Consider the following 24,392-nt stretch of genomic DNA (forward strand, 5'->3'; position numbering starts at 1 on the left):
TGGGGGATTGTTTCGGGCATGACAGTTTCAACCCGCGCGCGCCCGGCGAGCGAAGCAACGCCGCCCGCCCTCGTCCGCATGCGGATCGTCGCGACCGGGCTGCTCGTGTTCATGGCCGCGACCTTCTTCGTCAGTCGCGCGCTCGTCCCCGTCCACCCCGCCTTCGCGTTCGTCCGCGCGTTCGCCGAGGCGGCGATGGTCGGCGGCCTCGCGGACTGGTTCGCGGTGACCGCGCTGTTCCGCCATCCGCTCGGCCTGCCGATCCCGCACACAGCCATCGTGCCGCGCAACAAGGACCGCATCGGCGACACGCTCGCGCAGTTCCTCCGCGCGAATTTCCTGATCCCCGTCGTCATCGCCAGGCGCACGCGTCGACTCGACGTGGCGGGCGCGATCGCACGCTGGCTGACCGATCCACCCGAGGGGGCAGGGGGCCGCTTTCGCCAGGGCGCGTCGAAGCTGGTCGCGCAGGTTCTCGAGGGTCTCGATCCGGCGCGGCTCGGCGGGATGGTCAAGGCCGGGATCGGCGCCCGCTTGCGCGCGACGGAGGTGTCGCCGATCCTCGGCCAGCTGCTGAAGGCCGCGATCGCCGAGCGCCGCCACGCGCCGCTGCTCGAAAGCGCGATCCGCTGGGCGGCGAAGACGCTGGCCGCGAACGACCACCTCGTCCGCGCGATGGTCCACGACAAGGCCGGCTCGATCCTGCGCTGGACCGGGCTCGACACGACCGTCGCGGACAAGCTCATCAGCGGCTTCGACAAGCTGCTCGCGGAGATGGCGGAGGACCCCGAACATCCGCTGCGCCTGAAGGCGGAGGAGGGGCTCGATCGGCTCGCCTGGGACCTGCAATATGACCGCCGGATGCGCGAGCGCGTCGAGACGATGAAGAACGACCTGCTCGACAATCCGGCGATGCAGCGCTGGCTCGACGGGCTGTGGGAGCAGGCACGCGGCGCGCTTCTCGCTATCGCGCGCGACCCCGAGCGGGCGATGGCCGGCAAGCTCGGCGACATCCTGCGCCAGCTCGGCGAGACGTTGCAGCACGATCCGCGCATGTCGCGGACGATCAACCGGTTCGTGCGGCGTGCGGCGGTCGGCGCGGCGGCGGACTATGGCGACGGCATCGTCAAGCTGGTGTCGGAAACGGTCCGCAGCTGGGACGCCGACACGATCACCCGCCGCCTGGAAAACGCCGTCGGGAGGGACCTGCAATATATCCGGGTGAACGGGACGATTGTCGGCGGGCTGGTCGGACTGGTGATCCACAGCGTCGATGTGCTGTTGTGATGGGGACGGCGTGTAATCGGTTTGATCTCACGCGGGATGGCAGCATTATCGTCCGGTAGCTTGCGGCTGTCTGGGTGAAGTAAGAGCTGGAGAGGTTGGTTTTGAAAACAGATCGAGACGGAACGGCATGCCGACATCGGATGTCTGGTTTGTGAAGGAAACCGGAATGGCCGCTATGGGCGCATAAGTGGCTAAGCGGCACTTCGTTCAGCCTTAGACGATCAGCCGGTACTCCCCAATGCCGGGTTTGAAGCTGGTGGTCTGGGGACCTGAAGCCGCCATTTGATTAAGCGACTCAGGTTCCGTCATCGGGGGAGATCAGGCGAGCGCGCTCATCCTACGAAGCCATCCTTCGATCTCGCCCTCCGGATCGCGTGCACGAATTTGCGCTGCGGTCATGTGGCTGAAAGCCTTCGACAAATATCCCTTCGCCTTGTCAGCTTTCATTCTTCCGTCAAAATTTCGCTTCGCAGTGAGCGCGATCGCGAAGGCTTCTGGCACGGAGGGTGCGCCGTCGGCAGGGTGATCCACGCAGAGCACATCAACATCGAAGGCAGCTTTAATCGCGTCGGCATTCAGATAGCACTCAATCTCATGCTTCTGGGTTTGGACTGCCCAGGAACCGAGACCGTCTGTGCGCCCGTTCACCTCGGCAACCGATGCCGCATACTTAGCGACGTCGCGATCGTAGATATGTGCCTCAGGTCGATGCATGTTGCGCAAGTAGTTCTCGGTCACCCAGTGCTTGAGCGTCGACCCGCCTGCGGGGATGAAGGCGAAGCGCTCGTCAGTCATTAGGTTCGGTATGCTGTCGTCTTCGGCATGCAATGCAGCACTCAGATACTTCAGAGCGGTCACGTCGGTCGGCCCCTCAACACAGATTAGAACGCGGACGCGACTGTCCGGGGTTAGGCCGAGAGCTTTCGCTACCGTGTCAAACACGTCGACTCCGGCCTCGATCGTGGGCGTCGCTGGCGGACCTTCGCTGGAAACGAACCGGATGCTTTCGATAGGAAGGTCGGCTGCCAACCCTGGGCTGTGAGTCGTAAGGATCACTTGGCAATGGGGCGTCGTCGCTATCTCCTTAAACGCGTCAATGAGGACACGCTGGTTCGCTGGATGCTGCGACGTCTCGGGTTCTTCGATCGCATAAATTAGGTTTCGCTTTGCGGAGCTCGACAATTTGCGCTCGGCTTCCGCCTTGAAGAAGCTGACCAGGATAAGTCTCCGCACACCGCTACCGCGCTTGTTAAGGGGAATGCGGTCATCTGTATCCATGCCGAGCGAGAACAGGCTCATCCACTTAGACGCGGTGGGCGGGACAAACTTTGGCGAGAGGGAGTTTGCGAGCTTGGGGTCGATGCTTTTAAGAGCTTCGTGGGTGAGCTTCGCAATCTCTTCCGCCTTCGCCTGTACCAGATTCTGAATGGACTCGATCTCCTCCTGCGCTTCGGAGATGGCCGCTGCGATGGCGCCCTTCAACGGGTTCTGCACCTCGCCATCAGAATCTCGGCTTTGACGATCGCTCTGAAAGAGCGCGAACATTGGAAGATGTAGTTCCAGCTGTTCCCAGATACGCTTGCTGTCCTCCTTGGGCTTAGATACTGGGATGCGCGCTTCTACCAAGCCTAGTTCGGGGCAGGATCCCCAGAGAGCTCGGCGCATGCCTGGATTACCCTTTAATGCGACGTCTAACGACTGCGCTTTTACAAGGGCCTGAAGATCCTTCTCCTTCAGCTCAAGGAGGTTGTCCAACCCGGAAGCACTCGGATGCTGGGCAACGATAAATGTCTCGCATGTCGGCGACTTCTTCGAGCAGTCGTAGACCCGCGCGATCTTGAGAGTGTCGGTGTCGGTTAGAAGGTATTCGTTGCTGAGCGTTGTGGGCGCCCCCGCGTCCAGCGTAATCTCCCCCGGAAGATCCGAAAACTCAACGGTTATACTTACGAATGGCGAATCACTCAGTACATTTGCGTCGGCCTGTTCGATCTTCACTACATCGCCGTTAAAAAATATTTCCAAGGCCTCCAACAGGCAAGATTTACCGATATCGTTACGCCCGATGATCGTGGTCAACTCAGAGAACTCGATAGTTGTCGTCGTTTGATATGCTCGAAAGTTTTCGAGCGTCAGCGAAACCAGCTTCATTTTGACGTCCCCCTATTTCGAGACTGTCGCGTGTTACGTTGCATGGCAAGCGAATCTGAAACAGGGTTTAGGTTTCTGGGCCATTTTCAAAAAGCTGTGGCGGATCAAATCACGGGCGACGTTCCGAATGCCCGTCCAACAGCGCAACTAGCTCGTCGCGGTCGAGCCGCACGGCTATACCCGCTTTTGCGGGCAATCGATTACAAGCTGCTATTCCTCACTGGCAAATTTCAGGCCGAAATAGGGCTGTGATTGAACGGCAACTTTGGCGGAAATGGAAGGGCTACCTGAGCGTCACATTGCGGCGATAGTTATTGGGCTAGTTTGTTAATCGCGAATTTGTCTCGCTAGGGGAGCTACCGCTCCCAATCCGGCATTGCCCAGCCCTTAGCCTTCGCCAACAACCGCAACGGTCCATGCGCATTCACCGCAAAGGGTTCGTCGGCCCATTCGAAGGTCGGGGCGTCCGAGACGTGGTCGGAATAGAAGCGGATGTGGGCGTGGTCTCGGGCGATGCCTTCGCGGTTCATCCAGGCCTGGATCATGCGCAGTTTTGCCGGGCCGTAGCAATTCTCGCCTTCGATGCCGGCGAGCAGGACGCCGTCGCGGTCGCGCAGGCTCTCGGTGCCGATCACCGCGTCGAAATCCAATCGCTTGGCGATCGCCTCGACGTAGAATCGGTACGACGCGGTCGCCATGACCAGTCGGTAGCCGGCGGCGCGGTCGGCCTCGATCTGCGCGCGGGCGCTGGTGAAGACGCCGTCGCGCATGACGCGGTCGGCGAAGGCTTCGGCCGCTCGGCGTTCCTCGGCGGGCGTCATGCGCTTGCCGAGCATCATGCGCTGCATCAGGTATTTGAGCCGGCCGCGGCTGATCAGCTTGCCGACATAGCCGAGCGCGGCGACTCCGGCGAACGGGATGAGCGCCAGCCGCCACGGCGCGCCGCCTTTCTTCGCGGTGTGGAGCAGGAACGGCGTCCAGGTCGGCGCGTGCGTGATCGTCTTGTCCATGTCGTAGATCGCGAGACGGACGGACGGGGAGGCGGATGGCATTTCGATCATCGTCGTCGCTTACGCCGCATTCATCTTGCCGATCCAGTCACTTTGCCGCAAAGGTGCCCCCGATGAGCGCGATGGCCGATTTCCAGCAGGACGGTGCCGATACCGGCACGCTTCGCTTTACCGGCGATCTGTCGCTCGCAAAGATCGGCAATCTGCCCGATCGGCTCGAGGCGATCGACGCGGCTTCGGTGAAGCATGTCGACCTGAGCGGCGTCGACCGGATCGACACGATCGGCGCGTGGGTCGTCCACCGGTTCGCGGCGCGCAACGATGCGACGATCGATGGCCTCGACGAGAACGACCAGGCGCTGTTCGACCAGGTCGTCGCCTCCGATCAGCCGATCGCCGCCAGGCCTGCGAAGGTCGGCGCGCTGTCCCGCGTGGTCGGCGAGATCGGCGACGCGGTCGTGCTGTCGGGCAAGACGATGCTCGGCCTGCTCGGGTTTCTCGGCGCGACGACGATCGCGTTCGGCAGCGTCATCCGTCACCCGCGCCGCTTCCGGTTCAACGCTGTCGTCCAGCGGTTCGAGGTCGTCGGCGTCGCCGCGCTCGGCATCGTCGGGCTGATGAGCTTCCTGATCGGCATGGTCATCGCGCAACAGGGCGCGGTCCAGTTGCGGCAGTTCGGCGCGGAGGTGTTCACGATCAACCTCGTCGGTCGCCTGACGATCCGCGAACTCGGCTTGCTGATGACCGCGATCATGGTCGCTGGGCGCTCGGGCTCGGCGTTCGCGGCGCAGTTGGGCACGATGAAGCTCACCGAAGAGATCGACGCGATGCGGACGATCGGCGTGTCGCCGATGGAGGCGCTGGTGCTGCCCCGCGTGCTGGCCGCGATCGTGATGATGCCGCTGCTCGGCTTCTATGCGTCGATCATCGCGATCATCGGCGGCGGGCTGCTGTGCTGGGTCCAGCTCGGGATTCCGCCAGTGACGTTCATCGCGCGAATCCGCGAGGTCGTGCCGATCACCGATCTGTATATCTCGCTGATCAAGGCACCGGTGTTCGGCGCGATCATCGCGATCGCTGGCTGTTTCCAGGGGATGCAGGTCGAATCGGACGCCGAGCAGGTCGGCTTGCGCACCACCTCCGCGGTCGTCCAGGGTATCTTCCTGGTGATCGTGCTCGACGCGTTCTTTGCGGTGTTCTTCACCTGGTTAGGTTGGGACTGATGCCCCGCAAGACGGATAACAAGACAGACGATTTCATCATTTCCGTGAAGGGACTGAAGAACGCGTTCGGCGATTCGGTGGTGCACGAGGGGCTCGACCTCGACGTGCGGCGCGGCGAGATCCTCGGCGTGGTCGGCGGGTCGGGTACCGGCAAGTCGGTGCTGATGCGCTCGATCATCGGGCTGCAGACGCCGGTCGCAGGTGAGATCACGGTGTTCGGCGAGCCCAATATCGGCCGCGAGGAAACCGAGGCGACCGAAATTCGCAAGCGGTGGGGCGTGCTGTTCCAGGGCGGCGCGCTGTTCTCGACGCTGACCGTGGCCGAGAACGTGGAAGTGCCGTTGCGCGAATTCTATCCGGATCTGTCGCCGGCGCTGCTCGCGGAGATCGCCTCGTACAAGGTGGTGATGACGGGCCTGCCCGCCGACGCCGCGAACAAGTTTCCCGCCGAGCTGTCGGGTGGCATGAAGAAGCGTGCCGGCCTTGCGCGTGCGCTGGCACTGGACCCGGAGTTGCTGTTCCTCGACGAGCCGACCGCGGGTCTCGATCCGATCGGGGCGGCGGCGTTCGACGGGCTGACGCAGTCGTTGCAGAAGACGCTGGGGCTGACCGTGTTCCTGATCACGCACGATCTCGATACGCTGTATGCGATCTGCGACCGGGTCGCGGTGCTGGCCGACAAGAAGGTCATCGCGGTCGGCACGATCGACGAGCTGATCGCGCTCGATCACCCGTGGATCGAGGAATATTTCAAGGGGCCACGCGGCCGTGCCGCGGTCGCGACGCAGGAGGCGCACGAGCGCGCCGACCAAGAAGCAGCCCAACATCCTACCGAAGTCCAGTCCAAGCAGTCCGCGCCGGACGACGCCGACGCGACATACGCCGAGAAAGAAGCAAGGACGCGCTGATGGAAACCCGTTCGAACCACGTCCTAGTCGGCGCCGTCGTGCTGATCCTGCTGGCCCTACTGGCGCTGTTCACCGTGTGGATCGCGCGGATCGGCGGCAAGGAAGAGAAGCAATACGATATCTTCTTCCGCCAGTCGGTCGATGGGCTCGCGCCCGGCTCTGCCGTGGTGTTCTCCGGCGTGCCGTCGGGGCAGGTGAAGACGATCTCGCTGTGGAAGAACGATCCGCAGTTCGTCCGCGTCCGGATCAGTGTCAAAGACGAGACGCCGGTGCTGCAGGGCACGACCGCGTCGATCTCGGGCGTCGGCTTCACGGGCGTCAGCCAGATCTCGCTGGATGGCGCACGCAAGGGTGCACCGGTGATCGGTTGCCCGGAAGTAAAGACGCCGACCGAATGCCCGTATGGTGTGCCGGTGATTCCGACCAAGATTGGCGGACTGGGCGCGATCCTGAACTCGGCGCCGCAGTTGCTCGAGCGCCTGTCGACGCTGACCGAGCGCCTGACCGGCTTGCTGACCGATCGTAACCAGGCATCGATCGCGGGTATCCTCGAGAACACCAATCGCCTGACCGATGCGCTCGCCGATCGTGGTCCCGAGATCGCCGCGACGCTCGCACAGACGCGGGTTGCGATCCAGCAGGCGGGTGATGCCGCGCAGCAGTTCGGCGTGCTCGCCAAGACCACCAACGGCGTTCTGTCCGAGGACGTGAAGCCGGCGATGGCGAACCTGAACAAGGCGATCGTCTCCGCGCAGCAGAGCGCCGAAACGCTGAATTCGGCGATCGGCGATGCGCGACCGGGGTTGCAGGCCTTCTCCAAGACGACGATCCCTGAGGCCAACCGTCTGGTTCGCGACCTCCGCACGACCGCCGCGGCGCTGTCGTCGGTCGCCGAGAAGGTCGACCAGCAGGGTGCGAGTTCGCTGATCGGGCAGCAGAAGCTCCCGGATTACAAGGGTAAGTGAGGCACGCCATGAAGACACCGCTCATCCTGATCGCGATGCTGCCACTTGCTGGGTGCATCAGTTTCGGCGCGAAGCCGCCCCCCACATTGCTGACGCTGACGAGCGCATCGTCGGTGCCGGTCGGCCAGAACCAGGATTCGGCGACCGCGAAGTCGATCACGATCCAGGTCCCGGTCGTACCGCAGTCGCTGGCCACCGCGCGCGTGCCGGTGCAGGCGACGCCGACCTCGATCGCGTACGTCACCGACGCGCAGTGGGCGGAACCACCGGCGCGGCTGTTCGCGCGACTGGTTTCTGATACGGTTGCGGCGCGGACCGGGCTGGTGGTGCTGTCGACGGCGCAGTCGGTCGGCGATCCCGGCGGGTTGCTAGGTGGCGAGCTGCGGTCGTTCGGTCTCGATGCGACGACGCGCGAGGCGGTCGTGACGTTCGATGCGTCGCTTACCCGCGTCGGCAAGACGACCGTCGAGAAGCATCGCTTCGAAGCGCGCGTGCCGGTCTCGGCGATCGACGCGCCCTCGGCTGCGGCCGGGATCAACCAGGCGGCGAACCAGGTCGCGACGCAGGTGGCGGACTGGATCGGTCGGTGAACGCCCCTTCGTTCTGAACGCCCCTTCGTTCTGAACGCGGCGTCGACCTGAGCGTTGACGCTCTCTGACGAGGAGAGCGACGATGCCACAGGGCGACAAGAGCGCGTACACCGACAAGCAGAAGCGCAAGGCCGCGCATATCGCGGACGGCTATGAAGAGCGCGGCGTCCCCGAGAAGGAAGCCGAGGCGCGGGCCTGGGCTGCGGTGAACAAGGATTCTGGTGGGGGGAATTTGTCGGGCTCGGGCCCCGGCAAGCCCGATACGGATGCGTCTTCGCATGAGGGCGGGAAGCAGGCGGCTGGGCGTAGCGCGGCGGAGAAGTCTGCGGCTGCGAAGAAGGGCTGGGAAACCCGGCGAAAAAACGGCTCTGGCTAATGCCCGGTCGTCTACGTTGCTCGTTGCCGAAGAGATCGCGTTGAAGCGGCGGCCGAGTGGCATTTCCCTTTCCCGCTAGCCCTTTCATTACGAAGGCAAGACCCAGGCCTTCGCTTGCATGATGGGAGATCGCCGGTGACCAGGGTCGCCGACTACGCGTTGCGGTTGTACGAAATGCTGCGATGCGGTTTCGGGAACCTGGTTCGCGCGCGGCGATCGCTGGGCACTAGGATTCACTGCGCGTCTTGATGATGCCTCCGAGGGATTGGTAAAAGCGACGCGCGTGTTCCTGATCGCGGCTGTGGCGAGTTCCATGCCATCGTTGTCGATTTGAGATCGGCGTTGTTCTGGCTAGGCCGGCGGGGGATGCGAGCGCGTTGTCCATCAACACACGCCCGACTTCGACCGATACCGCCCGGGCTATCGTATCCGGTCACGGTGTTGCGCCAGACGAGGTTTTACGGGTCGATCCCCGCCCCGTCTGCGTCGGTCATTTCGACTGGGTAGACCAGGTTGCTTTGGCACCACCTTCTAGCCGTCTGACTGGAGTCCGCCCGAGCGGATCGCCGATGCCGGGAGTCTTGTTTCCAGCGGAAAATGAAGCCGTTCGAGCCGCTATCGTCCGCCGTGAAGAGAGCGGTGCGGTCAGTCGGCCGGTGCCGAGCGATATCGTGATCTACGTACGACATCGGACCGCAGTGGATGCGGGGGCGGGCGTGGAATGGATGTGTTACGGCGCGCAGGTACAGTTGCGTCCGGTGCGGCTGCTTCCGCAGGCGGTGACGCGACTCGCCGCCGCCGTGAAAGGACATGCCCGATCCTGCGCCGGAGCGCAGGATCGGGCGGTCGTCGATCAGAGGACGCGGTTGATGAGGTTCTCGATCCGCTCCTGCTGGCCCGAGACCGGCTTCGGATCGATGCCGCGCTCGATCGCGAGGTCGGCGATGCCGGCGAGGTCTAGCCCGCCGATCGCGCCACCGAATTCGCCGTCCCAGCCGGCATAGCGCTTGGTCTTGATCGCATCGATGCGGCCGTCTTCGATCAGCTTGGCAGCATTGAGCAGCCCCTTCGCGACGACGTCGATCGCGCCGACATGACCGTAGAACAGGTCGGCCGGGTCCATGCTCTGGCGCCGCACCTTGGCGTCGAAGTTGAAGCCGCCGGTGGTGAACCCACCCGCGCGGATGATCTCGAGATTGGCGAGCGTCAATTCCTCGACAGAGTTCGGGAATTGATCGGTATCCCAGCCGTTCTGCGGATCGCCGCGATTAGCGTCGATCGAGCCGAAGATGCCGAGCGCCGCGGCGGTCGCGATCTCATGCTCGAACGTGTGGCTGGCGAGCGTCGCGTGGTTCGCCTCGATGTTGACCTTGACCTCGTTCTCCAGGCCGTAGCGCTTGAGGAAGCCGTACACCGTCGCGGTGTCGAAGTCGTACTGGTGCTTGGTCGGCTCGAACGGCTTGGGCTCGATCAGGATCGTGCCGGTGAAGCCGATCTTGTGCTTGTGCTCGACGACCAGGCTCAGGAAGCGGCCGAAATTGTCCAGTTCGCGCTTCATGTCGGTGTTGAGCAGCGTCTCGTAACCCTCGCGACCGCCCCACAGCACGTAGTTCTGGCCACCGAGACGGTGCGTCGCCTCGAGCGCATCGCGGACCTGCATCGCGCCGAACGCGAACACTTCCGGATCGGGGTTGGTCGCGCCGCCGGCGGCAAAGCGCGGGTGGCTGAACAGGTTGGCGGTGCCCCAGAGGAGCTTGCGACCCGTTGCGGCCTGGAGCTGTTCGAGATGGTCGACCGCTTCGGCGAAGAATTTGCGGTGCTCGGTGATGTTGGCGGCGTCGGCCATCACGTCGACGTCGTGGAAGCAGTAATAGGGCACGTCGAGCGTCTTGAAGAACTCGAACGCGACCTCGCGCTTCATCGCCGCGGCGGCGTTGTCGTTGGCGCCGCGGTGCCACGGGCGATCGAACGTGCCGCCACCGAACACGTCGGAGCCGGGCCAGCAGAACGTGTGCCAGAAGCACGCGGCGAAGCGGAGGTGATCCTCCATGCGCTTGCCGAGGACCATCTTGTCCTTGTCGTAGAAGCGGTACGCCAGCTCGTTGGTGCTGTCGGGGCCCTCATATTTGATCTGGGGGATATCGGCGAAGAAGTCGGACATCAAAGCTTCCTACGATTTTGGGGTGATGCGGGAATAGGCTTGGCGGAACGCGGCCTTCTTCTCGGCGAGCGCCGAGACGAGGGCTAGGTCGGGGACGATGGTGTGCGAGACGGGAGGCGCGACGCAGATCTCGGCGGGATTGCCGCCGTCGACGCCGAGTTGGGCGAGGCGGGCTGCGCCGAGCGCGGGGCCGACTTCGCCGCCCTGGAGATAGACGAGCTCGACCTCCATCGCCGCGGCGATCACCTGGCCCCAATAGCGCGAGCGGGCGCCGCCGCCGATCACCGCGAGGCGCTCGACCGTCGTGCCGGCCTCCCGCAACACGTCGAGACCGTCGGCGAGCGCGAACGCTACGCCCTCCAGCACCGCCTGCGACAGGCGACCGGCATCGGTGTCGTTGTCGAGGCGGAGGAACGCGCCGCGCACTTCCGGATCGTTGTGCGGTGTGCGCTCGCCCGAAAGATAGGGGAGGAAGATCTCGGCGCCACTGGCGGGGCCCGCTGCCTCGGCGCGCGCGAACAGGTCGGCGGCACCGGCGGCACCGGTGATCCGCGCGACCCAGTCGATGCACGACGCCGCCGACAGATGGACCGACATCTGGTGCCACATGCCGGGGAGGGCGTGACAGAAGGCGTGGACTGCGCGCGCCGGGTTGGGGCGGAAGTCGTTGGTCGCGACGAAGATCACGCCCGACGTGCCGAGCGACAGCAACGCATCGCCGTCCTTGACGACACCGACGCCGACCGCGCCCGCCGCATTGTCGCTGCCGCCCGCCGCAACTGGCACCTGCGGCATGCCCCACAGCTCGGCGACCTCAGTGGTAAGCGTGCCGGTGATCTCCGTGCCTTCGTACAACGCCGGCATCTGCACCTGCGTCAGTCCGCATGCGGCGAGGATCTCGTCGCTCCAGCAGCGGCCGCCGACGTCGAGCCACAAGGTGCCGGCGCTGTCGGACAGGTCCGATGCCTTGTCACCGGTCATCAGCAGCCGGACATAGTCCTTGGGCAGCAACACCGTGGCGATCTTCGCGAAGACCTCGGGCTCGTGCTCGCGGACCCACAGCAGTTTCGGCGCGGTGAAGCCTGGCATCGCGATGTTGCCCGATATGGTGCGCAGGTTGGGAACGGCGCGCTCCAGTGCCTCGCACTCGACGAAGCAACGGCCGTCGTTCCAGAGGATCGCCGGGCGCAGCGGCTTGTCGTCGGCGTCGAGTAACGTCGCGCCGTGCATTTGGCCGGCGAGCCCGACGCCGCGTACCGAGCGGCGGACGCTCGGGTCGATCGCCTGCACCGCGGCGATCGTCGCCTTCCACCACGCATCCGGATCCTGTTCGGACCAGAGCGGATGCGGCCGCTGCACGGTCAGCGCGGCTGTGCCCTGGCCCACCACGCTGCCATGCTGGTCGAGCACCACGGCCTTGACACCCGAGGTGCCGATATCGATTCCGAGGAACATCAGTTGACGAACGGATCGATGGTCGGGATCGAGCCGTCGGGCGCGAACTTCAGTTCGGTCACCTTGACGTTGCGCAGGTGGTTCTTGTTGCTCAGCTGCGTATCCGCATAGAACAGCCACCATTTCTTGTCCCATTCGATGATCGAATGGTGGCTGGTCCAGCCCTGTACCGGCTTCAGGATATGACCGCGATAGGTGAACGGACCATAGGGGTTGTCGCCGGTCGCGTAGTTCAGGAAGTGCGTGTCGCCGGTCGAGTAGGTGTAGTAATATTTGCCGCCGCGCTTGAAGACCCACGACGCTTCGAAGAAGCGGCGCTCATGGTCGCCGCCGAGCACGGGCTTGCCGGCTTCGTCGAGGATCTGGACGTCGCGCGGGGTCTCGGCGAAGCTCTTCATGTCGGGATTGAGCTTGGCGATCTTGCCCGACAGCGCGGGCTGATCGTCCTTGCCGAGATCGGTGTCCGAGCCGTTGGCGTCGAACTTGCCATCCTTCCAGCGCTGGAGCTGGCCGCCCCAGATGCCGCCGAAATACATGTAGCTGGCGCCGTTCGCGTCGGTGAACACCGCCGGGTCCATCGAGAAGCTGCCGGCGATCGGCTTGGGATCGGCCTTGAATGGGCCGACCGGGCTCTTCGAGATGGCGACGCCGATCCGGAACGTGCCGAGGCCGTTCTTGTCGAGCTGTTTGTCGCGCGCCGGGAAGTACAGATAATAGGTGCCGTTCTTGTAGGCGGCATCGGGGGCCCACATCTGCTGCGACGCCCAGGGCACGTCCTTCACGTCGAGCGCGACGCCGTTGACCTTCACCGGGCCGCCGATGCGGTCCATGCTCAGGACGCGGTAATCGCGCATCGCATATTGATTGCCGAGGTCGTCGTCGGCGATCTTCACGTCGATGTCGTGGCTTGGATAGACGTAGATCTTGCCGCCGAAGACGTGCGCCGACGGATCGGCGGTGTAGATGCTGGTGACCAGGGGTTGCGACAGATAGCGCTTGCCGTCGGGGCTGCGCGGCTCCTTGCCGGCGGACGTGGTTTTCGCCCCGGGCGTCGAGGGGGCGTTCCCCCCATTGGTCTGGGCAAGGGCGATCGTCCCCGTTGCGGCAAGTGCGGCAATGACGAGCGTAGGCGCGAGGCTGAAACGCATCGGTCCGTGGTCCTTCCTAATGTTCACCATCTGATGTGGTGTCGAGCTTCGATGTGTTTGGGTAGCGCTACCGTACGAAACGTGTCAACTCTTAGCACGCCGGGCGGACGACTGTCGACATGACCTTAGTCGCCTGTGGACCTACGCGGCTCACTTCCTCCACGCATAGGGACCGACCAGCGTGCCGACGAAGCCGCCTGCGGTCCTGGTGCTGAGAATGCGCGCGTCGACGTCGCGTGCGAGGGTCTTCTTGCCGCCGATACTGTCATAGTCGAACGCCATCGTGCCGCCGTTCGCGCGGATCGTCAGCGTGACGGGGCCCGAACTGGTGACGGGTGCGGAGGCGACCAGTTGTTCCTTGCCCTTGTCGGCAGTGTAGAGCGCGACGACGGGCTTGCCGGCAATCCGGGTAATGCCGAAGAAAAGGTAGTTCGCGTCGCTCTGCATCGCGACCAGGCCTGCGCGATCACCATCGGTGTCGGGGCTGAAACGGACCGTCGTCGACATCGTCGCGACATGATGTTGCTGGCGGCGTCCGACGAACGAGGGCACGTGCGAAAGGTCGCCGATGCGTCCGCCGCGGTCGAGGATCAGGTCGCCGTGGTCGAGCCGGTAGAAGGGCGTCTTGGGCGTGCGTACGCCGACCCATTGCATCGCCAGCTTGCTGCCGTCGAAGCTGTCGACATAGCCGAAGTCGCCGCTGGTGGGGATGCGGCTGGGCGGGCTCGCAGGCAGCCTGGGCTTGGTGCCGACGAACGGGACCGGCTGGCCCTTCGGCAGGATGATCGGCCAGCCATCCTTCCATGTTACCGGTAACAAGAACGTTTCGCGGCCGATATTGTAATAGTCGCCCTCGTACGGCCGCACGCCGAGGAAGGTCGCGTACCAGTCGCCGTTCTGCGTCTCGACGAGCTTGGCGTGGCCGGTCGACGTGACCGGGTTGGACCGCGCAGGATCGAGATCGCGCTGCGTCAGGATCGGATTGCCCGCGAACGGGACATAGGGCCCGCGCAGCGACTTCGAGCGCAGCGCGACCTGCGAGTGGTTGACGCTGGTGCCACCCTCGGCTGCGGTCAGGTAGTAATAGCCGTCCTTGCGGAAGATGTGCGGTCCTTCGATCCACACCGGCTTCTTCGAGATGTCGACGCCGCCGTTGATCAGTTGCGTGCTGTCGCCGACCATTTTTCCCGCGCGCCAGTCATATTCCTGGATCCAGATCGCGCGGTGGCCGTCGTAGCGCGGTGGCTCGGCGGGGGCGCGGTTGTTGACGATATACGCCTTGTCACCCTCCCAGTAGATCGACGGGTCGATGCCTTCGAACGGCAGCCATGTCGGGTCCGACCAGGGCCCCGCCGGGTCCTTCGCGGTGATGAGGAAATTGCCTTTGCACTCGACGCACGTGTTGACGATGTAGAAGACGCCGTCGTGATACGAGATGTCGGGCGCGAACACCGCCTGCGACGTGCGCATGCCGGTGAAGTCGAGCTGCTCCGGCCGGTCGATCGCGTTGCCGATCTGCGTCCAGTTCACCAGGTCCTTCGACGTGAAGATCGGCAGGCCAGGATAATGCGCGAACGAGGAGAGGACGAGGTAATAGTCGTCGCCGACGCGCGTTACCGACGGGTCGGGATAATAGCCCGACAGGATCGGATTGCGATATTGGCCGGGGCCGACGCTGACCTTCTCCTGCGTGTGGCCGTCATAGCTGAAGCTGCTGAACCGCGGCGCGTCGCTGGCGAAGGCAGGGGATCCGAGGGCGATACCGGCGAGCAGTGCGAACGTCTGGATTTTCATGGCGGTTCTCACTTGATTGCGCTCGCTGTCTGGTTTGGCCTGGATGCAGCCGCCGCGGCAAGTTCCTGCGCGGCTTGCGCGAGTTCGATCCACATCGCGCCTTCGGGAATGACGTATTCGTTCTCGCCCCAGAAGAACGGCCAGTCCTCATGATTCTCGGGGAAGTCCGGCTTGATGATCAGCACGCCCGGCACGACGCCGCCGGCGATGAACGAGAAGTCGGCGCGGTTGTTGCCGTAGGCGACTTCCTTCGAGACGGTGCCGACGGCGGAGACGAACGACACGTCGGACGCGGGGTGGTTGCCGACCAGGAACTCGAGCCCGCGGAATACGGCGTCGGCAGGCATGATCTCCGGGAACGCCTTGTGCAGCGTGTACGCGTTCATCGCATAGCCGAGCACGGTGCCGCTGCCCGCCCAGCCGCCGGTGGTGATCGGCACGCCGAACGGGTTGGCCTTGGCCGCGGTCTCGGCGGATGCGGCATAGGCGCGCACCGCCGGGATCATCGCCGCGCGATAGGTCGCCGGCATGAACGGGATGGCCGCCACCGCATCGCGCAGGGTGAAGGCGAATGTCTTTTCCATCGTCGGCCACAGCGACTGGACCGCGGCGGCATAGCGCGGATCGCGCGTCGTGCGGAGCAGCTCGACCGCGGCGGAGAAGCGCTCGGCGTCGAGCGGCCCCCCGGTGGTGTTGCCATGCTGGTACAGATCGGGCGCGTGCGACTGTTCCTCCGCCCAGGCCCGCGTCGCAATCCCTAGCACCTTCTTCGACAGCGCCGGATCGACCTCGGCGAGCGCGCGTGATGCGGCGGCGAGGCCGGCGATCGAGCCGTAGTTCAGCGCCGAGGCCTTGGTCGTGAACGCCCAGCGGTCGTCGGGTGTCCCGCTGCGGCCGCTCTTCTCCTCGCCGAGCTTCAGCGCCGGATCGTAGACCAGCCCGTCGGTCTTGGTCGAGGCGTCGCCGAGGTGCGTGTATTGCGCGACGTCGGGCTCGACGATGCCGTGGATCGCGTGGCTGACCGCATCGAACTGCGCGACGAGTTGCAGCGTGCCGTGGCGGATCTGCTGGACGAGATCGGGCGTGCCGTCGGGCACGTGGATCTCGGTCTTGCGCCGCGTCCAGTCGATCGCGGTCGTGTCGCGCATCGGGTGCCAGCGCTCCCAGCTGTCGACCAGCGAGCGGATCACCTGATATTGCGACTGGGTGCGGATGTCATAGTCGCCCGCGTCGAACCAGCCGCCGACCGCGAGGCCGGGGATGTGCTCGCCCGACTTGAACTTGGTGTCGGTGGTCGGCCCCTGCGCATAGAGGTCGATATGCTCGTGGTCGGTCGGCGCCTGGCGCGCATCGTCGCGGTGCGCATCGCCGTGCCAGACGCGGTAGCCTTCGTTGACGAACATATGGTCCATCGCGACCGGGAAATAGACGTCGAGCGTCGGATGCCATGCGCCGGCATAGGCGTCGGCGGCGATCCGGAACGGCGCGGTGCGCGTGGTGCCATAGTCGAGCACATAGGTGCCGGGCTGGCGGACCGCGCTGAAATCCAGTTGCAGATAGCTGTAGCGGAGATACTCGCCCCAGCGCTTGGCGGGCGCGGTCGGCACCGGCGTCATGCTGCCGTCTTCACCGACGCGGAGCAGGCGCGCGGGGAGCATGCGGCGATCGTTGCGGTCGAGTTCGATCGTCGCGACCTTGCGTGCATCGGGCGTATAGCCGAGCTGCGAATGCGCGATCACCGGGGGACGGAGCCAGCCCGGTACGCTGTTTGGCTGGATCGTCCATTCGAGCACGGTGCCGGTGCGCCCGGCCGGCAGCAGCGAACGGAGTACGAACCAGCCATTCTGCGCCTGGTTGCGGCCGTCGAACAGTTGCACCTCGGCGGTCGATCGGATCGTCACGCGGCGTGCCGGATCCTCGGGTGCGAGCACGAAGCGACTGCCCTTGGCGATCGCGGTCGGTTCCGCGCCGGGCCCCTCCGCGCGACCGCTCGCCGCGTTGCGCTGCGGCGTCTGGATCATCGCATCGGCCGGATAGACCGGGAACGCGCCGCTGACGCCGTCAGCCATATAGCTGTGGTGGAAATAGGCGGCGGGCAGGAATTCCAGGTTGAACCCGGCCTTGCCCGCGAGCGCGGCCGGCACGGGTTGGTCGAGGATCACCGACACCGCGACCGCGCCGCCGCGCTTCTCCGAGCGCACGCGGTAGCGCCATTTATAGTCGGGATATTCGAGCGTAACGGTGATCGCGCCGGTCGCGGCATCGATCTTGCGGTCGACCAAGCGTCCGATCGCATCCCACTGCCCGGGCGTGGAGGACAGGCGGACGTCGCCGTTGGTGGCGATCCGTTCGCCCTGCTGGATGATCTCGACGCCGCTGATCTTCGAATCGGCGAACAGGCCGTCATACCAGTTGGGAAAGACGAGGACGTTGGCGGCTGGCGCCTCGTAATAGCCGGCGGCGTTGAGCGTCAAGTCGGTCGACGGCGCGCGCGGGCTTGTCTGAGCGATCGCGGGCGCAGCGCTCGCAAGCAGAGTCGCGATCAGGCAGAATGCGGATTTTGCCGCCATGGTTTTCCTCTCCGGTATCGTCATGCGGCGTTTGATTCGCCTGCTATTCCCGCGACTATAGCGCTAACAATCGCATACGCCACCCGCTGTCACTGTTCTCATATGGACAGGATAGCGGTATCATCCTAATACTCATACAAGGTTGCAAAGGGCACGCGACGGTTCCGGTTTCGGGACGTCGGAGAACAGCCTGCACGCAATCGATAGGGAGAAGAGGATGACCGGGCCAACCGTCGATCGTCGTCGCGCGATGCTTGCATCGATCGCCACCGGGGCGGGGCTGATGCTGCCCGTGATCGGTCGCGCGCGTGCTGCGCCTGGACCCTCCGCATCGCGCACCGGCACCTGCTCGACTCCGCAATCGGCGATCGCGCGGACGCAATACGGTCCGGTCCGCGGCTATGTCTCGGACGGCGTCTATACCTTCAAGGGCGTGCCTTACGGCGCGGATACCGGCGGCGAGAACCGCTGGCTGCCCGCCAAGCCGCCGCAGCGCTGGACCGAGACGCGCGACACGCTGTCCTACGGCGCGAACTGCCCGCAGACGCTGCATGATTTCGGCGCGATCGAGCACACGTTCCTCCAGCAATGGACCGATGGGTTCGTCGGCGAGGACATGCTGAAGCTGAACGTCTGGACGCCGTCGCTCTTGGGAAAGCGGCCGGTGATGGTATATTTCCACGGCGGCGGGTTCGCGTTCGGATCGTCGTACGAACTCGCCTCGCACGACGGCGCGCAGATGGCGCGGCATCACGACGTGGTGCAGGTGTCGATCAACCACCGGCTGAACGTGCTCGGGTTTCTCGACCTGACCGAGGTCGGTGGCGCCGCGTATGATGCATCGGTCAACGTCAGCATGACCGATTGCGTCGCGGCGCTGCGCTGGGTGCAGGAGAATATCGCGCGGTTCGGCGGCGATCCCGACACGGTGATGATCTACGGCCAGTCGGGCGGCGGATCGAAGGTGACGACGTTGCTCGGCATGGCGACCGGCAAGGGCCTGATCCACCGTGCCGCGGTGCAGTCGGGCGGCGGCGGGTCGCTGCCGACCGCCGAACAGTCGCGCGATTTCTCGCGGCGCGTGCTGCGTGAACTGAACATCGGGCCGAAGGATCTGGGCGCGCTCCAGCGGATCGCGTGGAAGCCGCTGTTCGAGGCCGGCAACAAGGTCGCGACCGAGATCAACGGTCCGCGCGGGCCGATGGGGCCGTCGCTGACACCGCGCGTGGGCTGGAACCCGACGCTCGACGGCAAGGTGATCGACGTCCGCTCATACTCGGACATCGCGCCCGATGTGTCGCGCGACGTGCCGGTGATGATCGGCAACGTCAGTGAGGAGGGGATGCGCTGGGGCTATAATCCGAGCGAGGCGCAGTGGCGGACCGATCTCACCACGCAGATGGGGGGCGACAAGGCCGGGCGGCTGATTGCGGCGATGAAGCGGGCGCATCCGGATAAGGCGGTGCGGACGCTCGCATACGGCGTGCAGGGCCTGCAGAACCGCAACCGCGTGCAGGACATAGTGCGGCTGAAACACGCGCAGCGTGGCGCGCCGGTGTACCAATATCTCTTCCAGTGGCAGTCGCCGCAACTCGGCGGCGTCGCAGGCGCATGGCATACCGCCGACCTCGCCTTCTGCTTCGACAACACCGCCCTCTGCGACCAGGGCACCGGTAATTCGCCCGAGGCACAGCGCGTCGCGCGGACCATGTCGACCGCGTGGGCGAACTTCGCGCGGACGGGTAATCCGAGCCAGCCGGGCTTGAGCTGGACGCCGACCGATCCTCAGCGCTGCCAGACGATGGTGTTCGATACGACGAGCCGCATGGTCGACGATCCCGAGGGGGCATCGCGGCGTATCCTGCTGTCGTGAGCGAGGTTTAACGGACAATTTGGGGGAGAAGGCGATGCGTTGGTCGATCGGATTTGGGCTGCTTGCCAGCGCGCTGGCATTGGCGACGCCGGTGCTGGCGCAGGACGCGCGGATGACCGTGACGGCGGCGCCGGCCGAGCCGACCGCGATCCCGCTCAACACCGGCGGCGTGAAGGGACAGGCGGCACCCGAAGCGTGGTTCAGCCAGTACGGCGTCGCGATGACGCGCAACGTCACGTCCGCGACGCTGACGCCGTTCCTGCCCGATCCCGCCAAGGCGACCGGAGCGGCGGTGATCGTCGCGCCGGGCGGCGGTTTCCTGATGCTGTCGATGGAGAATGAAGGCTGGCGCGTGGCGAAGGCGCTGGCCGACAGGGGCATCGCGGCGTTCGTGCTGAAATACCGGTTGAAGCCGACACCGGCGGACATGAGCGGGTTCGAGCAATCGGTCACGGCAATGTTCGCCGGTGCCGCGCAACCGCAGCGGCGGATGAGCCCGGACGATGCGATCGCCGGGCTCGCCGACCAGATCGCCGATGCACGCGCTGCGGTTGCTTTGGTGAGGACGCGCGCGATCGAGTGGAAGGTCGACCCCGCCCGCGTCGGCATGGTCGGCTTTTCGGCGGGGGCGATGACGACGATGGCGACCGCGCTGGCCGCGCCCGACACGCATCTGGCTTTCATCGCGCCGATCTATGGATCGATGGAGGCGGTGAAGGTGCCGGCCGACGCGCCGCCGCTGTTCGCGGTGCTCGCCGCCAACGACCCGCTGTTCGCGAACAAGGGATTCGGCCTGATCGAATCCTGGCAGAAGGCGGGGAAGCCGGTCGAGTTCCACCTTTACCAGGCAGGCGGGCACGGCTTCGGGCTGGGCAAGAAAGGCACGACCAGCACCGGCTGGTTCGAGGATTTCATGCACTGGCTCGACGCCAACGGCATGCTCGTACGGCGATGACAACGATGCAGGGGGAGACGGGTATGATGCGCTTCACAAGGGTTCGGGCGATCGGGCTGCGCGCCGCGCCGCTGCTGGCGTTGGGTGCGTTGGCCGGGCTGTCGTCCGGTGCGAACGGGCAGGATACGGCGCAGGCACCGGCGACCGGTCTTTCGCCGTATTTCCAGCCGGTGACGCAAGGGCCCACTACGCCCGACAGCGACGGGTTCCTGCGTCGCTGGCTGTTGCTCGAGCCGATCGATAAGCCCAACCGCAGCAATACCGGCTTCACCGCCACCTATGTTCGGCAGGCGCTGACCACGCAGTATTTCCCCGGCCAGTTCACTGCGATCCCGCGCGACGGCCAGGTCGTGAAAGCGGCGCAACCGCTACGTTGGCACGCACTCGATTCAGGCGCGTTCGACGTCAAGCTGTTCAGCTTCGCCAAAGGGCGCGGCAAGCCGACCTACGGCGTGATCTTCTGGGCGGTGACGATCGTCGACAGCCCGCGCGAGATGCGCGACGTGCGGCTGGCGGTCGGGTCGAACTCGGCGTCGATCTGGTGGCTGAACGGCAAGGAGACGGCCGGGCTGTTCAACGATCGCCGCATGGTGATGGACGACGTGCTGTCGGACCGCGTGACGCTGCGCAAGGGCCGCAACGTCCTGCGCGGCGCGGTGATCAACGGTCCCGGCCTGAGCGACTTCTGTGTCCGCTTCGTCGACGAGACCGGCCGACCGATCACCGACCTCAAAACCGATGTCCGCTAGCATGGAGACCCTCATGACGCGTCTTGCCGCCGCCGCTTTCGGGCTGTCCGCGATCCTGGCCTCCGGCGCGTCGCCCGCCGCTGCGCAGTTGCAAGGCGAGACGTTCATCCACGATCCGTCGACGGTCACAGAGTCCGACGGCAAATACTACACGTTCGGCACGCGCGGCGGTGGGCTGGTCTCCGACGACGGCTGGACGTGGCGCAGCGGTCCCGAGCGTCCCGGCGGCGGCGTCGCGCCCGACGTAATCAAGATCGGCGATCGCTATTACGTCGCCTATGCGGTCGGTGGCGGCGGCATGTCCGGCGGGCATGCGAGCCAGGTCAAGATCATGTGGACGCTGTCGCTCGATCCGAAATCGCCGCGCTTCAAATATCACGACGTCGGCGTGGTCGCGTCGAGCGACGGAGTGGAGACCGCCGACGCGATCGACCCCGCATTCCTGTACGTCGACGGCCATTTGTGGCTGACTTACGGCACCTATTTCGGCCCGATCCGCATCATCGAACTCGATCCAAAGACCGGCCTGCGCGTCGCAGGCAATCAGCCGGTCGACGTCGCGATCGACATGGAAGCCACCGCGATGATGCACCGCGACGGCTGGTATTATTTGCTCGGCACGCATGGGACGTGCTGCGACGGGCCCAATTCGACCTACCACATCCGCGTCGGCCGATCGCGCAGTCCGCTCGGCCCGTACGTCGATCACATGGGGACACCGCTGCTGCGCGGTGGTGGCAAGCTGGTCCTCGGCGCACGCGGTCGCAACATCGGTCCCGGTCATTTCGGGCTGATCGAACTCGACGGCGGCGTCGAGAAATTCTCGATGCATTACGAGGCGGACATGGATCGCAGCGGTCGCAGCGTGCTGGGGATCGAGCCGCTCCGCTGGACCGATGGCTGGCCGGTCGCGGGGGAGAACATCGTCCCCGGCACCTATGAAGTCGCGTCCGAACGCAGCGGCTACGCGCTCGGCCTCGCCACCGATGTCGTCAGGATCGCGTTCGACCCCCGCCGCAGCTTCATGGCAAAGCCGACCGACCCGGTCAGCCCGATCCCCGACCAGACACTGGCGCAGGATTCGGCGGGTTGGCCGCAGGGCCGCATCCGCGTCGACCTCGCCGACTATATGAACCGGCCTCACCAATTGTGGACGATCGCCCCGGCGGCGGGGGCCGGCGGGTATTTCGGTGCGCCCTATTACACGATCACGATCGCCGGGACCGCGCGCGTACTCGCGGCGACCGGGCAGGGCGAGGTCGAGTCGGTGCCTGCGTTCACGGGCGCGACCGAGCAGTTGTGGCGGATCGACCAACTTACCGACGGCACCTACCGCATCATGCCGAAGTCCGTACCGGGTGGTCGCGCCGGTCTCGCGCTCGTCGCAATCGGCGTGAGTACTCCGACGTTGGCCAAGTTCGATCCAGCCAGCCCTGCCGGGCGCTGGACCTTCAAGCAGCCGCAGCCAATCCCCGGCCAACGTTGACGCCGGCCGAGATTGAACTACTCCTACAAGTGATAAAAAGATGGACCGCTCAACGGCGGCCGAAAGGGAGAGTATGAACCTGTTCACGCACTGCACTTCACAGTCGGGTTCCGGCCTGACGCGCGCGCTTGCCGCGCTGACGTTCGCGCCGCTGATGCTCACGGGCGCAGGTATCGCGACGCCGTCGGTTGCGCAGGATGCCGCGGCACCGACCGTGACGGCTACGTTGCAGGCAGACAAGCCAGGCGCGGTCGTCCACCGCGACGTGTTCGGGCAGTTCGCCGAGCATCTCGGCCACGGCATCTATGGTGGGATCTGGGTCGGCAAGGGCTCGCGCATTCCCAATGACGGCGGCTATCGTCGCGACGTGCTGGACGCGCTGAAGGCGATCAACGTGCCGATGGTGCGCTGGCCCGGCGGGTGCTTTGCAGACGAATATCATTGGCGCGACGGGATCGGCGCGACCAAGAGCCGGCCGACCAGGATCAACACGAACTGGGGTGGCGTCAACGAGGACAACGCGTTCGGTACGCACGAATATTTCGGGCTGATGGAGCGGCTGGGCGCAAGCACCTACGTCTCGGCTAACGTCGGTAGCGCGCCACCCGCCGAGACCGCGCAGTGGATCGAGTACATGACCGCGCCGCAGGGCAGCACGACACTCGCCAATGAAAGGCAGCGCAACGGGCACGCAGCGCCGTGGAAGATTCAGTATCTCGGCATCGGCAACGAGCTGTGGGGCTGTGGCGGCAACATGCGCGCCGAATATGCCGCCGACCTGACCAACCGCTATGCCCAGTTCGCCAAGTCCGCGAACGGCCCGATGCTCAAGATCGCGAGCGGCCCGAGCGACTCGAACTATGAGTGGACCGAGGCGATGATGCGGATCGCCGGCAAGAACATCGATGGGCTGGGGCTGCATTACTACACGCGGCCGCGCGACAAGGACTGGAAGGACAAGGGCGCGGCTATCGGCTTTCCCGAGCGCGAATGGGCGTCCACCATGTCGCACACGCTGGAGATGGAGGAATTCATCACCAAGCATTCGGCGATCATGGACAAGTATGATCCGGCCAAGCGCGTGATGCTCGCGGTCGACGAATGGGGCACGTGGTACGATCCGACGCCGGGCAGCAATCCCGGTTTCCTCGAGCAGCAGAATTCGTTGCGCGATGCGGTGGTTGCCGGGCTCAACCTCAACATCTTCGCGCATCATGCCGACCGGGTCCGGATGGCGGCGATCGCGCAGATGGTGAACGTGTTGCAGGCGATGCTGCTTACCGACGGCGCGAAGATGGTCAAGACGCCGACCTATTGGGTGTTCGACCTCTACAAGCCGTGGCAGGGCGCGACATCATTGCCGATCCAGGTGACCTCGCCCTGGTACCACAAGGACGAAGTGGCGGTGCCGGCAGTCAGCGCGTCTGCGGTGCGCGATGCGGCGGGGCAGGTCCATGTTGCGCTGGTCAACCTCGATCCGAACCGCGCGATGCCGGTGTCGGTATCGCTCGCCGGATTGCAGGCGACGCAGGCAAGCGGGCGGATCATCACCGGCACCGCGATGGACGCGCATAACAGCTTCGACGCGCCGGATACGGTCGTGCCGCAGCCGTTCGCGGGCGCGCAGGTGACGGGCGGCAATCTGACGCTCACCGTACCGGCGAAGTCGGTGCTGGTCCTCGATCTCCGCTGAT

The 24,392-nt window shown here is 65.1% G+C and carries 18 protein-coding genes; 11 read left to right on the forward strand and 7 right to left on the reverse strand.

All coding sequences use genetic code 11. The features are described from left to right. The first annotated feature begins 18 nt into the window (after nt 1–18). Nucleotides 19–1,287: a DUF445 domain-containing protein gene (locus tag O6X71_RS17605; protein ID WP_353467038.1), complete on the forward strand. Its 1,269-nt coding sequence runs from the start codon at nt 19–21 to the stop codon at nt 1,285–1,287. Nucleotides 1,288–1,605: 318 nt separating this feature from the next. On the opposite strand, the gene O6X71_RS17610 is transcribed toward O6X71_RS17605, so the two are convergent. Together O6X71_RS17610 and O6X71_RS17615 are read right to left on the reverse strand one after the other, a co-directional pair. Beyond that, nucleotides 1,606–3,435, reverse strand: a complete 1,830-nt coding sequence (locus O6X71_RS17610; RefSeq protein ID WP_353467039.1) for an ATP-binding protein — start codon at nt 3,433–3,435, stop codon at nt 1,606–1,608. Between the two features lie 356 nt (nt 3,436–3,791). Beyond that, a complete protein-coding gene (locus O6X71_RS17615; protein ID WP_353467040.1) occupies nt 3,792–4,496 on the reverse strand; it encodes an HAD family hydrolase in 705 nt (234 codons plus the stop codon). Between the two features lie 62 nt (nt 4,497–4,558). On the opposite strand from O6X71_RS17615, the gene O6X71_RS17620 reads away from it, so the two are divergent. The 5 genes from O6X71_RS17620 to O6X71_RS17640 all read left to right on the forward strand — a co-directional run bounded on the left by O6X71_RS17620 (nt 4,559) and on the right by O6X71_RS17640 (nt 8,507). After that, nucleotides 4,559–5,668 carry an ABC transporter permease gene (locus tag O6X71_RS17620; RefSeq protein ID WP_056061063.1) on the forward strand — a complete coding sequence of 370 codons (1,110 nt, stop codon included), beginning with the start codon at nt 4,559–4,561 and terminating at the stop codon, nt 5,666–5,668. Further along, nucleotides 5,668–6,576, forward strand: a complete 909-nt coding sequence (locus O6X71_RS17625; protein WP_353467041.1) for an ABC transporter ATP-binding protein — start codon at nt 5,668–5,670, stop codon at nt 6,574–6,576. The genes O6X71_RS17620 and O6X71_RS17625 overlap by 1 nt, the downstream gene beginning before the upstream one ends. Continuing rightward, nucleotides 6,576–7,541 carry an MlaD family protein gene (locus tag O6X71_RS17630; RefSeq protein WP_353467042.1) on the forward strand — a complete coding sequence of 322 codons (966 nt, stop codon included), beginning with the start codon at nt 6,576–6,578 and terminating at the stop codon, nt 7,539–7,541. The genes O6X71_RS17625 and O6X71_RS17630 overlap by 1 nt, the downstream gene beginning before the upstream one ends. Before the next feature lie 8 nt (nt 7,542–7,549). Beyond that, a complete protein-coding gene (locus O6X71_RS17635; protein ID WP_133018557.1) occupies nt 7,550–8,131 on the forward strand; it encodes an ABC-type transport auxiliary lipoprotein family protein in 582 nt (193 codons plus the stop codon). 82 nt (nt 8,132–8,213) lie between these two features. Next, nucleotides 8,214–8,507, forward strand: coding sequence for a plasmid stabilization protein (locus O6X71_RS17640; protein WP_353467044.1), 294 nt, complete (start codon nt 8,214–8,216; stop codon nt 8,505–8,507). Nucleotides 8,508–9,360: 853 nt separating this feature from the next. Here O6X71_RS17640 and xylA read toward each other — a convergent pair. The 5 genes from xylA to O6X71_RS17665 all read right to left on the reverse strand — a co-directional run bounded on the left by xylA (nt 9,361) and on the right by O6X71_RS17665 (nt 17,635). Next, nucleotides 9,361–10,671 (reverse strand): xylose isomerase, encoded by a 1,311-nt coding sequence (gene xylA, locus O6X71_RS17645; RefSeq protein ID WP_353467045.1) that lies wholly within the window; start codon nt 10,669–10,671, stop codon nt 9,361–9,363. Between the two features lie 6 nt (nt 10,672–10,677). Beyond that, nucleotides 10,678–12,123, reverse strand: coding sequence for a xylulokinase (gene xylB, locus O6X71_RS17650; RefSeq protein ID WP_353467046.1), 1,446 nt, complete (start codon nt 12,121–12,123; stop codon nt 10,678–10,680). Then, nucleotides 12,123–13,271 (reverse strand): glycoside hydrolase family 43 protein, encoded by a 1,149-nt coding sequence (locus tag O6X71_RS17655; RefSeq protein ID WP_353467047.1) that lies wholly within the window; start codon nt 13,269–13,271, stop codon nt 12,123–12,125. The genes xylB and O6X71_RS17655 overlap by 1 nt, the downstream gene beginning before the upstream one ends. A gap of 150 nt (nt 13,272–13,421) precedes the next feature. Beyond that, on the reverse strand, nt 13,422–15,065 hold the full coding sequence (locus O6X71_RS17660) for a glycoside hydrolase family 43 protein (RefSeq protein ID WP_353467048.1): 1,644 nt from the start codon (nt 15,063–15,065) through the stop codon (nt 13,422–13,424). 8 nt (nt 15,066–15,073) lie between these two features. Beyond that, the gene (locus tag O6X71_RS17665; protein ID WP_353467049.1) at nt 15,074–17,635 is read right to left on the reverse strand and encodes a glycoside hydrolase family 9 protein; all 2,562 of its coding nucleotides are present in this window, start codon (nt 17,633–17,635) and stop codon (nt 15,074–15,076) included. A gap of 217 nt (nt 17,636–17,852) precedes the next feature. Here O6X71_RS17665 and O6X71_RS17670 point away from each other — a divergent pair, with 217 nt between their 5' ends. The 5 genes from O6X71_RS17670 (at nt 17,853) to O6X71_RS17690 (ending at nt 24,391) form a co-directional block, all read left to right on the forward strand. Next, a complete protein-coding gene (locus tag O6X71_RS17670; RefSeq protein ID WP_353467050.1) occupies nt 17,853–19,508 on the forward strand; it encodes a carboxylesterase/lipase family protein in 1,656 nt (551 codons plus the stop codon). Between the two features lie 34 nt (nt 19,509–19,542). Continuing rightward, on the forward strand, nt 19,543–20,463 hold the full coding sequence (locus O6X71_RS17675; protein WP_353467051.1) for an alpha/beta hydrolase: 921 nt from the start codon (nt 19,543–19,545) through the stop codon (nt 20,461–20,463). A 23-nt stretch (nt 20,464–20,486) separates the two neighbouring features. Further along, on the forward strand, nt 20,487–21,212 hold the full coding sequence (locus tag O6X71_RS17680) for an acetylxylan esterase (protein WP_353467052.1): 726 nt from the start codon (nt 20,487–20,489) through the stop codon (nt 21,210–21,212). A gap of 13 nt (nt 21,213–21,225) precedes the next feature. Continuing rightward, complete coding sequence (locus O6X71_RS17685) at nt 21,226–22,698, forward strand: family 43 glycosylhydrolase (RefSeq protein ID WP_353467053.1); 1,473 nt, start codon at nt 21,226–21,228, stop codon at nt 22,696–22,698. A gap of 154 nt (nt 22,699–22,852) precedes the next feature. Then, nucleotides 22,853–24,391, forward strand: a complete 1,539-nt coding sequence (locus O6X71_RS17690; protein WP_353467147.1) for an alpha-N-arabinofuranosidase — start codon at nt 22,853–22,855, stop codon at nt 24,389–24,391. The last annotated feature ends 1 nt before the right edge of the window (nt 24,392 follow it).

Origin of the sequence: Sphingomonas faeni (assembly GCF_040407505.1) — a bacterium.
GTDB lineage: Bacteria > Pseudomonadota > Alphaproteobacteria > Sphingomonadales > Sphingomonadaceae > Sphingomonas > Sphingomonas faeni_E.

Bases quoted from the DNA above. Each gene is read 5' to 3' on its own strand.
- O6X71_RS17605 (WP_353467038.1), top strand. From the start codon at position 19: ATGACAGTTTCAACCCGCGCGCGCCCGGCGAGCGAAGCAACGCCGCCC.
- O6X71_RS17610 (WP_353467039.1), bottom strand. From the start codon at position 3,435: ATGAAGCTGGTTTCGCTGACGCTCGAAAACTTTCGAGCATATCAAACG.
- O6X71_RS17615 (WP_353467040.1), bottom strand. From the start codon at position 4,496: ATGATCGAAATGCCATCCGCCTCCCCGTCCGTCCGTCTCGCGATCTAC.
- O6X71_RS17620 (WP_056061063.1), top strand. From the start codon at position 4,559: ATGAGCGCGATGGCCGATTTCCAGCAGGACGGTGCCGATACCGGCACG.
- O6X71_RS17625 (WP_353467041.1), top strand. From the start codon at position 5,668: ATGCCCCGCAAGACGGATAACAAGACAGACGATTTCATCATTTCCGTG.
- O6X71_RS17630 (WP_353467042.1), top strand. From the start codon at position 6,576: ATGGAAACCCGTTCGAACCACGTCCTAGTCGGCGCCGTCGTGCTGATC.
- O6X71_RS17635 (WP_133018557.1), top strand. From the start codon at position 7,550: ATGAAGACACCGCTCATCCTGATCGCGATGCTGCCACTTGCTGGGTGC.
- O6X71_RS17640 (WP_353467044.1), top strand. From the start codon at position 8,214: ATGCCACAGGGCGACAAGAGCGCGTACACCGACAAGCAGAAGCGCAAG.
- xylB (WP_353467046.1), bottom strand. From the start codon at position 12,123: ATGTTCCTCGGAATCGATATCGGCACCTCGGGTGTCAAGGCCGTGGTG.
- O6X71_RS17655 (WP_353467047.1), bottom strand. From the start codon at position 13,271: ATGCGTTTCAGCCTCGCGCCTACGCTCGTCATTGCCGCACTTGCCGCA.
- O6X71_RS17660 (WP_353467048.1), bottom strand. From the start codon at position 15,065: ATGAAAATCCAGACGTTCGCACTGCTCGCCGGTATCGCCCTCGGATCC.
- O6X71_RS17665 (WP_353467049.1), bottom strand. From the start codon at position 17,635: ATGGCGGCAAAATCCGCATTCTGCCTGATCGCGACTCTGCTTGCGAGC.
- O6X71_RS17670 (WP_353467050.1), top strand. From the start codon at position 17,853: ATGACCGGGCCAACCGTCGATCGTCGTCGCGCGATGCTTGCATCGATC.
- O6X71_RS17675 (WP_353467051.1), top strand. From the start codon at position 19,543: ATGCGTTGGTCGATCGGATTTGGGCTGCTTGCCAGCGCGCTGGCATTG.
- O6X71_RS17680 (WP_353467052.1), top strand. From the start codon at position 20,487: ATGATGCGCTTCACAAGGGTTCGGGCGATCGGGCTGCGCGCCGCGCCG.
- O6X71_RS17685 (WP_353467053.1), top strand. From the start codon at position 21,226: ATGACGCGTCTTGCCGCCGCCGCTTTCGGGCTGTCCGCGATCCTGGCC.
- O6X71_RS17690 (WP_353467147.1), top strand. From the start codon at position 22,853: ATGCTCACGGGCGCAGGTATCGCGACGCCGTCGGTTGCGCAGGATGCC.